Origin of the sequence: Dolichospermum compactum NIES-806, assembly GCF_002368115.1 — a bacterium.
Classification (GTDB): domain Bacteria; phylum Cyanobacteriota; class Cyanobacteriia; order Cyanobacteriales; family Nostocaceae; genus Dolichospermum; species Dolichospermum compactum.
The window spans coordinates 1638812-1651139 of record NZ_AP018316.1; the positions used below are offsets into that span (position 1 = coordinate 1638812).

Sequence of the window (12328 nt, forward strand, 5' to 3'; positions counted from 1 at the left end):
GTGGCAGATCAACCACCAGAACTTACGAATGCGGATCTAGAGTCCTTATTTAACGAACTCCTAGAAGGAGTACATCAAGCGAGAGGACAACAATGGGCATTCAAGTATTTACAGCGGATGGAACCGCGTATTACTGTTGACCGTTGGATACATTGGCTGTTGATATTTGGAGACAAATTATTAGCTTCTCCCGCACCAAATCTTCAGTTAGCGGAGCGGATGGTGAAACTGGGTGAGTTGAGTATTGGTGAGGTTAGTAACTTGTCCTATGACATTGGGATGCAGCTATTGCGGCGCAATCTTAATCAGGGGTATGAAAGTACGCAAGAGTCACAGGAGTTCGAAATTTCCATACCTACTCAGGATGAGTTAGATACTCCTGGTCAAGAATTGCTGCGCCAATTTGGGGAGCAAATTTGGCAATATCAGGAAATGGAATCTGTGAGTAATCTACAATCCCCAATGGTCGAGGATCTATTCACTGGTGAGTCGCTAGAGTTAAATAATGGGTCTTTGGCTGAAGATATTTTTGACAATGCGGCCAAGGGGGAAAATGACTATCAGATTTATGAGGATAAAATTCAGGAATTTTCCCACAATGTTGGGGATGTAATTCCCGATCCAGAATCTCCGAGAGAGAAAAGCTGGCATGAGTCTTTGGTAAATTTAGAACCGCAGTTAGCATCCACTTTTGATGAGTTGGTGGTGCGGTTGGAGCAAAGTAACAATCTTGTTCAGCAGTTAGCGTCGGAATTGGCAATTCGTGATGGTCAGATTGTGCAGCAATCCAGATCACAAATGGTTGTTACCAATCCGGCAGAAAGTTTATTTTATGAAGGTTTAGAGCAAGCTAAGGCTGGAAACTTATTAACGGCTTTAGATTTGTATAAACGAGCTAGTCAAATTCAACCTCAAGCTTATGAATATTGGTTTAATCAGGGGTTGACACTGTTTTATTTGCAACGGTTTACAGAGGCGATCGCTGCTTATGACCAAACACTGGCTCTCAAACCCGATTTCTATAAGGTTTGGTATAACCGAGGTGGTATTCTCGGTGAGTTGGGAGACTTTGATGCAGCTATTGCTTCTTTTGAGCAAGCGATCGCTATTAAACTAGATTACCAACTAGCTTGGTCTAGCAAAGGCTTGGCACTACTCAAGTTAGGTTTGATCGAGGAAGCTATTGATAGTTACGATCAAGCCTTGAATTTAGAACCCCAGGATGCGGAAACTTGGTACTACCGGGGTATAGCTTTAGCTGTGATTGAGCAATATCCAGAGGCGATCGCTAGTTACGACCAAGCCCTCCATCTCGAACCCAACTATCATGAAGTGTGGATAGACCGGGGTGTGGTGCTATTTAATTTAAAACAATGGTCAGAAGCGATTGAGTCTTGGGATCAAGCCCTAGCTGTACAACCAGGATTTTATTTAGCTTGGTATAACCGGGGTGTGTCTTTTGAAAACTTAGGTTGTCGGGAAGATGCGATCGCCTCCTATCAACAAGCGATCGCCATCAAACCCGATTTCCATCCCGCATGGTATAACCAAGCCGTAGCCCTATTTTACCTAGATCTTTTCCCTCAAGCCATTTCCTGCTATGACAGCGCTTTGGAAATGAAACTAGACTATTGGGAAGCTTGGCTAGGAAGAGGGGCGGCTGCTGGTCATCTCACCCCCCAACAATCATCACTAATTATCGTTAGTAGCATTTCTGCCGCCAATCCCGCCCTCAACTTAGGCGGCTATGAAGGTAAATTAGCCAGTTATCAAGAAGGTTTAAAACATCTTCCCCCCGATACTCATCCAGAAGGTTGGGGAAGATTACATATAGCTGTTGGTAATACTTATTACGAGCAAGGCAAAAAAGCAACTGCACCTCGTGATTATTGGCATCATGCCATGTCTGAATACCAATTGGCACTATCCACCCTCACACCAGAAGATTTTCCCGAATTCCATTTAGAAATTCTGCAACTTCTTGCCAAAGTCCTTGTCTGCTTAGGAGAAACAACAGCCGCACAAGAACTACAAAAATGGGGAATTGAACTATTACAACAATTACTCACTCAGCCCACCCGTTCTGATGAAAATAAAAAACAACTGTTACTAAAATTCATAGGTTTGGGACAACTAGCAGTTGATTTGGCTGTAAATACAGGAGACCTAGTAGAAGCTTGGGAATTCGCTGAACAGGGTAAAAATAATTGTTTACAGTGGTTAATACCTGATTTAAATTATCAACTTCAGTCGGGGAATTATTGCGTTATTCAAAAATTACTGAATCCCTCCACAGCTATAATTTATTGGCATATTAGTCCAGCCGCTTTGCACACATTCATTATCAAAGATCAAGCCCCATCTCCCATTTTACTTTTTACACCTATCCAAGATATAGAAGCAATTCCAGAGGGAGTAAGACGCTTAATTGAATTTGAACAATGGTTAGCAGATTGGCAACAGTCAGCAACACTATCCAAACTATTAGAGTTGCAAAATATCTTGAATATTTCCACAATTATTCAAGAATTGGAAGGGGTAGAGACAATCATTTTAATTCCCCACCGTGACTTGTACAAGTTACCTTTGCACAGTTTATTTAATCAGTTTTTCGTTTCGGTAGCCTCTGCAAAGGTGGCAAATTATAATATTAGCTATCTACCCAGTGTAGCTATGGGAATTTATTTACAATCTCAATCATCTTCTAATGGTCATGAATCTCATGGTCATCAGGACTATCCTCTACTCAAATCTGATAGCGGATCGCTCCTTATAAATCAATTAGCGTCAGAAATCATTAGCGAAACCTTTGCTATTTCTCAGGATTTTCTGAGTTATTAAGATCAGAGTGTGTTTGAAAAGTATTAGATGAAACCGATAATCTCCAGAAACCTAACCCCCCATTCCCTTGCAGGGAATGGGGGTTTCAAAGCCTCTCCCCGCGTCGGGGAGAGGTTTGGAGAGGGGTTTATTTATACATTAAAAACTTTTCAAACTCACATTCCGCACCCTAAGCTGTCACAGAGAAAAATTACGGAGAGAAAAAATCAAAATGAGGATAAAAACAGACATATAAAGTGAAAAAAGGCATTTGAGAAATAGTAAATCACCAAAAATGTTATCAAAACCTATTCTCAATATAGCGGTATGCACTTGCATGAGATACATCATAGCCCCCTCATCGCTTGCGGGGAGGGGGTTGGGGGTGGGGTTCTTGTATCTCACTCAATCGAGAACCGCTATAACGGTTTCGATACAAATCCTAACCCGTTTATGATCATGGCTTACGATAGCGATAGAAAAACCCGCTACAGGCATCCTATAACGGGTAAAATTATTAATTGCAGTTATGGTTAATCTTCAGATACAGAACTTATACCATCCATTCCAAAACAGCTTCATCTTTAGTATTAGTATTACGAGAAGGTGTTTCGCGCTCGAACTTCATGTGAATAGAACGGGTTTGTTCACCATCAGCCGCAACAGCTAAAATTGGGTAGTCAATTAAACCATCTTGGAAAGACATTTGGAAGCGGAATGTACCATCCGAATTAAGTTTAATGGGACGACCACCAATGGTTACAGTTGCATCAGGTTCAGTTGCACCGTAAACAATCAATTCAGCATCAGCAACTAACCAGAATTTGCGAGGACGCGCAGGAACAGCAGAAGCGGAGAAACCAGACATTCCCACACCGGACATAGTTAAGCCAGATACAGTGGGAATAGCCCACATACCTACACCAGATGGGAAAACATAGGAACTGAGAGCTTGTTCAGGAGCAGCAGAACCGGGGACGTGCTGCATAGAACCGAATATAGAACCTGCAACCCGTTGAGCTTCAGCGGATTCTGCTAGATCAAAGATTTGTTCGTAAATAGGGTTGCCACCAGCAGCAGAAGCAGCAGTGGGTAATTTCTTGGATGGGGGGACTAGTTCGTAGAAGGTCTTACTACGTAGGTCTTCTTCAAAGTCTACGGTGATGAAGACATCTTCAATCCAGTCAGAAGGATAGACGGGGGGAATATGCACTCTCGCGGAACGCGCTAATACTAACCAACCACCATCAGCGGTGCGATAGCCGACATCTATCACATAATCGCGATCGCTCACGGGAATTGGCACATACCACTCTCTAGCTAGTTCATCAGCAGGGTATTCTTGGATACTGTGGGGACTTTGATAATCTAGATCAACATCAGTGACATCATAAATCCGCAAAGCCAGAGTTTGTCCACCTTGACGACGCAGTGCTTCCTTATGGTCGTTAGGAATATCCCAGTAAGTGTAAGCCCACTGGGGATCACGAGGTAACAGCACAATCCGACTATCACCATAACCGGCAGGTAAATCTGCTAGTGCTTCATCAACATCAGCGAGAGAACCACCAGTACGATCTTCTTGACCTAACTCAAATTTTGCTGCTTCCACGGTTTCTTGTGCCTCCAGATTAGGGGATGAACTGAGCGAGAACTTACTATTTTGAACTTCTTCAATTGATGCTAATAACTGCGATTTACGCATTCTGCTATAGCGAGATATACAGTATTCACTGGCAACTTTGCGTAATTGCCGTAGGGTCATCTCTTCCAGCGGTGGGCGTTCTTTTGCCATTGATTTGGACTCCAGTAGTTTGAAAGGTAAATTATTGTTTCCGGGTTAAAAAGTTTGATTAAATATCATCTACCCAGATTTTTTTATTCCTGACTCCTGGTTTTGCCCCAGTTTTAAATTTGTTTACTGTTTGTTTTTATTAAGATACCAGCTCATCGAAATTCCTGGTTATGCCGTTGTTTTGCATTTATTGAGGATTGCAAAGAGTTGTTAAGTAAATATTAACCAGTAAACCTATCTAAGGATCAAGGGGTCTAAAGATAGGTTTTACTATATTTCACGTATTTATCAGCCTTGCGGGGATCAATATGTCATGAAACTTTAACATAGCGATCTCAGCTAGTCCATCACTGTCAAGGTTTGATGACATTAAGGGAGGAGGTAGGGGCGCAGGCCTTGCGCCCAATCAGGATGAAGAAAGAAATTTTTTCCCTGTTCCCTGTTCCCTCCAACTTACAAAAAACTTTGAATCACTGACATTTTCTGAATCAGCCATTTGCCTTCTTTGCGAACCAAATCATAACGAACCCGCAAGTTTTCATTAGAAGACTTTTTCTGCTGACTATTTTGATAAAACTTAGTAACTTCTTGTACCTTAGCGTCTACAGATACATAATTTTGATCTGTACCTTTTTTAGAGAAAGCGACTACTTCTACATTATGCTTGTATTGGCGATAGCGGTTATCTTCTTGTTCTTGTTGGGCTACTGACTGCCATTGGGATAAAACTGGACCTGTTAAAATTTCCTTTAAACCATCAATGTCATGATTTTGCCCTAAAGCTGAGGTTTTGGCAGATAACCAAGTTTCAATTACTTCCTTTGCTGTCTCCTTGGTCAGTTCTTCGTTATTGGTGGCTTCAGGTTCGCTGTTGGGGTCAGGAATGTTGATGGGTGGTTGATTGAGTTGTATTGCTAACTGTTCTCCCTTTAATGATGGACTGGGAAAGAAGATATTTTTGACTAAGCCAAAAGTTGTTGATACTAATAACGAAAAAATTAATACTCCTCCCAATGAGAAGAAAACTAGCCAAACTAAGCGCGTTTTGGGATCTAGACTACTGAGAAAATTAGTTTGAGACTGGATGAATCCCCGAGGAAGGTTATTAGCAGTAGGTTTACGTCTTCTGCGTTTGGGGGGCTGGTGGCTTGTCGCTGCGGTCGGATGATCATTAACGGGATGTGTTCTTCTGTTTGGGTTAGCTGCTGTTAAGGGTATTTGTGATAGTTGATTTCCCGCATTTCCATCTGTTGATGAATGATTCCATCTCGGTATAGAACCCTGGGAAGATTCAGGTTGAAGTCGAGGACGGGTTTTTGGTAACTGAGGATTGAGCGGTTGATAATATTGTGGTGTTTGTGTGGTGTTATTATGGTGATTGGAATGATGAATATCTGGCTGGGGAAAGGATTGATGGTTAATTACTGCCCATTCATTGGTGATTTGGGCATCGTTGGGTAAAGATTCTAGATAAGCTTGTACCTGTCTATCGGCAAAGTATTCTTTTAACGAGGCTTGCTGTTTTGCCAAATCTCGAAAGTGGGGAAATACTTCTTGCTGTAACCATTGTTCACTGTATAAGCATAGTCCGGGTAATAGGTCTGGTGAGTCTTGGGATTTTTCGCGAATAAAAGCTAAGGCTTCATATTCTTGACTTAGTTCTAAAACGCGGGTGGCTTCTTCCGTTTGTCCCATGAGTAAAGCACAAAGGGATTGTTCTAAATGTACGTCTTGGCGTTTGCCTAATTGCATTAATAGTTGCTTGGCTTGACGAATTAATGCCGGTTGGCGTTGGGCAAAACCTCTGGCGATTAAGGAATATACTGCTAAATATGTGGCCACGGCTGAGGGTCGTTTACTTTCTAATTCAAAGAGCTTATGCTGTTCTGAAACTGTTAAATAATGGCGAATTTGTTGAATAAATCGTAAGAAGTCATCTATGTTGAGTCCTGATTGATCGTTGCTTGTGCCATCGATGCCGCCACGATCTTCTAAAATACTTTGTAATAATTCTAATCCTTGCCGACGTTTGGGAAGCTGTGTTTGTGGTAGTGCTAATAGTTCCAAGATGCGGTAGGGACGCAGTTTGTAAAGATCAGCAGTCATTTCGGCGCGGACGCTGGGAAATATGCCTTCCCGTGCTAATAATTCCTCACCAGTTTCTAAAGATATGGCGGCATTTTCATAGTGACCTTGCTGCCATTCTTCCCGTCCTAGTTCGAGGCAAGCTAGGGAGACGGTGAGGATAATATCTGGGAGGTCTGGGTTTTCAAGAGTTTCTGTTTGGGTGGCATGATGACCTGTTTTGAGACTAATTGGACTGGGTTTATTAACTAGGTACGGGCGACCGAGTTTTAATACTAATTCATATTCTCCTAGTTCTTGGAGTATTAACAAAGAACCAACAAATCGCTCTGGGGTGATTTCGATGCTAAGACTTTGAGCATCTTGGTCTTTGGGGTTGGTATCTACTAGGTTTTCCTGTGAAACTGTGTCAGCATTTTTGTTAGGAGTATAAACGTGAGCTAGATAAAGCTGATCGTAGGCTTTACGCTTGTCGGTATTTAATAAAACCATATAAGCTTCTTCAATCAGCTTCTTGCGAGAAGATATAGAGGTAGTCGAATATTCCCGTCGGGGCAATTGGACAATGCGATCGCTGTATGCCTGTCGCAATTGTTCCTCATTTGCCGCCAACGGTAATCCTAGAATTCGGTAATAATCGAGCGGAATTCGCACAGCTTACGTCCCCTGCACTGTGTTCTCGTAGCGTCTCGTAAAAATTAACATAATCTACCTGGAACGTTCCAGGCTTCTAAAACCGTCTCATAATTATAAGACCTCGGTGGTCTGGTTAGTACGGCTTGCTTGATTACTCTTGCAAGCCTTGTTCCTTTAGGGCTGGGTTAGTGGCAGCCTGATTAATACCGTGTTAACCTAGTACAATAAGTGTATATAGTAACAGATATCTTATTTTTTGCCGTTAATTTTTTTATATCTTCAGTTTAAGGTAACTGCATCAGGAGTTCGGAGTTCGGAGTTCGGAGTCAGGAATATATTAATTATTGCCTATTACCCATTAACCATTACCCATTACCTGAATCTTTAAACAATCCATTCCGAAGCCCGTTCACCTAAGTCGAGAGGTATGCTAACTGCTTTACCAAGACGAGGACGCTCTTTAGTTTCTAGAATAAAAGTTTGTACTTGTTGTATTCCGCCTAAAGCATTAAGATAATTGGCAATGCTATCCAGATGATCTTGATAATCTGTTTCGCTCATAGGGAAAGAAACTTGTCCAAAGTATTTCCACATGATTTGTAGAAATATTTTGCCTTGGGTGCGGCGAAACTGGACATCATAAGGTTGTCCCCATTTATCAATCAACAGTTGGCGTAATTCCTTTCCGGTCATAGTAATTTTAGATTTTGGATTTTGGATTTTGGAAATTAGACAATTATTTCTCCCTGCCCCTGGCCTGTTCCCTATTCCCTGTTCCCTGCGCCCTTAGCTTATTTAGATTTTACATTTAGTTATGATATTAAGTTCCGTGACTCCAGTATGATAGAGATATAAAGAAATGTAATGCTAACGGAACAGATGCTCACTATGTCTTGCAACTAAGAATTATGGCATCGCTGTGAGCGTTATGATTTCAATTCAGATGAGAGTGGCTATTGTGCTGGTACTCTTGTCAAAATGATTAATAAATTACACAAACAGCGCGGAGATTATGGCTCAATTTTCAGAAATCACAGACGTTCCCGATATGGGTCGTCGTCAGTTTATGAACCTGCTCACTTTTGGGACTGTTACCGGAGTGGCATTGGGTGTATTGTACCCTGTTGTTAACTACCTTATACCACCTTCTAGCGGTAGTGCTGGTGGCGGTACAGTAGCCAAGAATGAATTGGGTAATGATGTTAGTGTTAGTCAATTTCTAGACAGCCATAATGTGGGCGGTCGCAGTTTGGTACAAGGACTCAAAGGAGATCCTACCTATATTGTAGTGGAAAGTAAAGAAGCGATCGCTGACTACGGGATTAATGCTATTTGTACCCACTTAGGTTGTGTTGTACCTTGGAACGTGGCTGAGAATAAGTTTAAATGCCCTTGTCATGGTTCACAATATGACGCTACTGGTAAAGTAATTCGTGGTCCTGCACCAAAATCCTTACCACTAGCCCATGCCAAAGTAGAAGACGACAAAATTCTGCTCACACCTTGGACAGAAACCGATTTCCGCACCGGCGATGCCGCTTGGTGGGCTTAAATAGTTAGTCTCAAGTCAAAAATCTAGAGCTTTGAATCAACTCTTGACAACTGACAACTGACAACTGACAACTGACAACTGACCACTGACAAATGACTTTATAGAGATGAGAAATGCCCTTACACCTGCGAAATTAACTCGCACTGCTAAAGCAATGGTTAAGACATTGCTAATAGCGATCGCTACTGTTACCTTTTTCTTCACTAGCGATATAGCCGTCCCACAAACTGCCGCCGCCTATCCCTTTTGGGCGCAACAAACCGCTCCTGCAACCCCCCGCGAAGCCACAGGGCGAATTGTTTGCGCTAACTGTCACCTAGCTGCTAAACCCACAGAAATAGAAATTCCTCAATCTGTGCTTCCTGACACTGTATTTAAAGCCGTTGTCAAAATCCCTTACGATACCACCGTCCAACAAGTTGGCGCTGATGGTTCTAAGGTTGGCTTAAATGTCGGTGCTGTATTAATGTTGCCCGAAGGCTTCAAGATTGCCCCAGAAGATCGCATTCCTGAAGAAATGAAAGAAGAAGTGGGTGACATGACATTCACCCCTTACAACGACAGTACAGATAATGTTGTGATTGTTGGTCCATTACCCGGTGAAGAATATCAAGAAATCGTCTTCCCGATTCTTTCTCCTAACCCCGCCACAGACAAAAAAATCCACTTTGGCAAATACTCTGTTCATGTAGGCGGTAATCGCGGACGTGGGCAAGTTTACCCCACAGGTGAGAAGAGCAATAATAACCTATTCAACGCTTCTGCCGCCGGTACGATTAGCAAAATTGCTCAAACAGAAGATGAAGACGGTAACGTTAAAAATCTGATTAGCATCACAACCGCAACTGGTGATGTTTTTACCGATACAGTTCCCGTTGGACCTGAATTAATTGTGACTGAAGGACAAGCCGTTGCCATTGGTGATGCTTTAACCAACAACCCCAATGTTGGTGGTTTTGGTCAAAGAGATGCAGAAATTGTTTTGCAAGACTCTTCTAGAGTTACATGGTTAGTTGCTTTTATCTGTTTAGTGATGATGGCACAAATCATGCTAGTTCTCAAGAAGAAACAAGTAGAAAAAGTCCAAGCTGCGGAAATGAATTTCTAAATCATAACTATGATTGGTGTGATTTATTTGATTTAGATAATTCATAAATCGGAAAAAATCACTGTTCAGAATGATTACAAATTCTTGGCTATATCATTGGTTATTTGACAGGCTTTTTGCCTGTCTTTTTTCTTATCATGGGCAATAAGTTTACCAAAAAATCAACCTCAAGAGACATACCAGGCACAGAGGTCCGGGAGAAATGGGGGTTTAGGGAGAGATATTTTGCGTAAGTCCTGCTAATCAAATAACACATTTATTTACTATGTTATCAGTCAAAGATGCAGAAACGATTATTTTCAATCATGTTCAACCTTTAAATCAAGAACATGATCTGGAGATTGTGGATTTATTAACAGCATTTCACCGAATTTTAGCAACTCCTGTAATTAGTTCTTTAGATTTTCCTCATTGGGATAATTCCGCAATGGATGGTTTTGCTGTACGTTATGAAGATGTACAAAATTCAAATGCTGAAAATCCCACAATTTTGGAAATTGTCGAAGAGATTCCCGCAGGATATCAACCTCAAAATACTATTAAAAAAGGACAAGCAGCAAGGATTTTCACTGGTGCAATCATACCAAAAGGTGCAGATACTATAGTTATGCAGGAAAAAACTAAATTGCAGGAAAACCAAGTTTTTATTTTTGCTACACCGCAACCCCAAGAATTTATTAGACACCAAGGAGACTTTTACCAAGCCGGAAAAGAACTTTTACCAGCAGGAATTCCCCTGAATGCAGCAGAAATTGCTATTTTAGCCGCAGCACAATTATCTACAATCAGTGTTTTCCGTCGTCCACGAGTGGCAATTTTTTCTAGTGGTGACGAATTGGTAACACCAGAACAAACCCTAAAACCTGGACAAATAGTAGATTCTAACCAATATGCTTTAGCCGCTTTAGTAAAGGAATCAGGTGCAGAAGTGTTAATGTTAGGAATTGTTAAAGATAATCCAACTGCATTAACAGAGACTATCAATTATGCAATTAATAATAGTGATATAGTTCTTTCTTCTGGTGGAGTTTCCGTAGGTGATTATGATTATATTGCTAATATATTAGCATATTTGGGGGCAGAAATTCATTTTCGCGCTGTGCAAATGCGTCCAGGAAAACCCTTAACATTTGCTACATTTCCCAATTCTCTTTATTTTGGTTTACCAGGAAATCCCGTTTCTGCATTAGTAACATTTTGGAGATTTGTAGAACCGACAATTAAAAAATTTTCAGGAATTAATCCAGGTTGGGAAGCGAAATTTTTAAAAGTAAAATCCCATTCCGAATTAAAATCTAACGGAAAAATGGAAACTTATATTTGGGGTAAATTAAATTTAAATGATGGTATTTATGAATTTCAGCAAACAAGTGGTAATTTAAATTCTGGGAACTTAATTAACCTATCCCAAACTAATGCTTTAGCCATTTTACCAGTCGGAAAAACCCTAATTTCACCAGGAGAAGAAACCTTAGTTTTGCGAATAGGATAAAATAAAATGAACTCTCTGCAACTCTGCGCCTCTGCGTGCAAAAATAGATTACTTTCATAAGTCTAGCTATATTTTGTTGGGTTTCACTTCGTTCTACCCAACCTACAATTATCTTAGGTATTAGTAAATTGTCTTTTATCAAGCAGAGGAGAATCTATATCTAAAAGCCAATTTTCATCAACAAATTCCAGATTTTCATTATAGATAAGAACTAACTCACCTATATTTTGAATAGTTGGAGATCCGAATGGGTAAGATTTATCATCAGGTAACGCTGCAGCATATATAGCAGCAGCAGCAGGATAATCAGTACCAATAAGAGAAAATTTGAGTTTTACAAACCGATTATCTTGCGTAACACCCACAAAACTGCTGACTAATTCTGTTTCTATGGTGTGAGGTAACCTAATTGAGTCATAATATTCATCCTGTTCATCCCAATAACCATTGACTGTATAACAGCATTGTTCAAGATGTTTTTGAACAAGAGAATTAGGATCTAAACTTTCTAATATCTCAGTTAAACCTTGCCAGATTTTGTGATTTTTCAATTGAAGTGTAGTCATAATCTATTCTAGCAGAAGTGTTGTGTTACAAAACCAGGAAAATGTAATATACCATTAACATATTTGGCGTGAAACCGTCTATCACCACCGTTACCTAACACTTTAGATTTTAAATTATATCCTTTTTCTTGAGAATCAACAAGCCCAATACTACCCTGTGGGTGTACTAACCCTTTCGCAATTGCCTTTAAATGCTTTCCTTTACCATCATATCTTATACCTAATTTTATTTGTTCGTCGCTAATAGGACTTACGCAAGTGTCACACTACAAAT

General features: G+C 40.7%; 8 protein-coding genes. 4 read left to right on the forward strand and 4 right to left on the reverse strand.

Annotation, left to right across the window (positions count from 1 at the left end; translation table 11 throughout):
• Entirely contained in the window at window positions 1–2841 is a 2841-nt protein-coding gene (locus CA730_RS07915) for a tetratricopeptide repeat protein (RefSeq protein ID WP_330221288.1), read from the forward strand.
• Window positions 2842–3373: 532 nt separating this feature from the next.
• On the opposite strand, the gene CA730_RS07925 is transcribed toward CA730_RS07915, so the two are convergent.
• From CA730_RS07925 to CA730_RS07935, 3 genes are all read right to left on the reverse strand, one after another.
• Entirely contained in the window at window positions 3374–4615 is a 1242-nt protein-coding gene (locus CA730_RS07925; RefSeq protein WP_096665988.1) for a DUF4912 domain-containing protein, read from the reverse strand.
• Between the two features lie 453 nt (window positions 4616–5068).
• Window positions 5069–7354, reverse strand: coding sequence for an IMS domain-containing protein (locus CA730_RS07930; protein WP_096665991.1), 2286 nt, complete (start codon window positions 7352–7354; stop codon window positions 5069–5071).
• A gap of 366 nt (window positions 7355–7720) precedes the next feature.
• A complete protein-coding gene (locus CA730_RS07935; protein ID WP_096665994.1) occupies window positions 7721–8029 on the reverse strand; it encodes a DUF3067 family protein in 309 nt (102 codons plus the stop codon).
• Window positions 8030–8348: 319 nt separating this feature from the next.
• Here CA730_RS07935 and petC point away from each other — a divergent pair, with 319 nt between their 5' ends.
• From petC to CA730_RS07950, 3 genes are all read left to right on the forward strand, one after another.
• Window positions 8349–8888: a cytochrome b6-f complex iron-sulfur subunit gene (petC, locus tag CA730_RS07940; RefSeq protein ID WP_096665997.1), complete on the forward strand. Its 540-nt coding sequence runs from the start codon at window positions 8349–8351 to the stop codon at window positions 8886–8888.
• 106 nt (window positions 8889–8994) lie between these two features.
• Window positions 8995–9996, forward strand: coding sequence for a cytochrome f (gene petA, locus CA730_RS07945; RefSeq protein ID WP_096666000.1), 1002 nt, complete (start codon window positions 8995–8997; stop codon window positions 9994–9996).
• A gap of 265 nt (window positions 9997–10261) precedes the next feature.
• Window positions 10262–11488 (forward strand): molybdopterin molybdotransferase MoeA, encoded by a 1227-nt coding sequence (locus CA730_RS07950; RefSeq protein ID WP_096666003.1) that lies wholly within the window; start codon window positions 10262–10264, stop codon window positions 11486–11488.
• Between the two features lie 113 nt (window positions 11489–11601).
• Here CA730_RS07950 and CA730_RS07955 read toward each other — a convergent pair whose 3' ends face one another.
• Window positions 11602–12054: a hypothetical protein gene (locus tag CA730_RS07955; protein ID WP_096666006.1), complete on the reverse strand. Its 453-nt coding sequence runs from the start codon at window positions 12052–12054 to the stop codon at window positions 11602–11604.
• Between the last annotated feature and the right edge of the window lie 274 nt (window positions 12055–12328).

What these genes read in the sequence shown, in the direction of transcription:
- CA730_RS07935 (WP_096665994.1), bottom strand. Translation starts at nt 8,029, where the DNA reads ATGACCGGAAAGGAATTACGCCAACTGTTGATTGATAAATGGGGACAA.
- CA730_RS07950 (WP_096666003.1), top strand. Translation starts at nt 10,262, where the DNA reads ATGTTATCAGTCAAAGATGCAGAAACGATTATTTTCAATCATGTTCAA.
- petC (WP_096665997.1), top strand. Translation starts at nt 8,349, where the DNA reads ATGGCTCAATTTTCAGAAATCACAGACGTTCCCGATATGGGTCGTCGT.
- CA730_RS07925 (WP_096665988.1), bottom strand. Translation starts at nt 4,615, where the DNA reads ATGGCAAAAGAACGCCCACCGCTGGAAGAGATGACCCTACGGCAATTA.
- petA (WP_096666000.1), top strand. Translation starts at nt 8,995, where the DNA reads ATGAGAAATGCCCTTACACCTGCGAAATTAACTCGCACTGCTAAAGCA.
- CA730_RS07955 (WP_096666006.1), bottom strand. Translation starts at nt 12,054, where the DNA reads ATGACTACACTTCAATTGAAAAATCACAAAATCTGGCAAGGTTTAACT.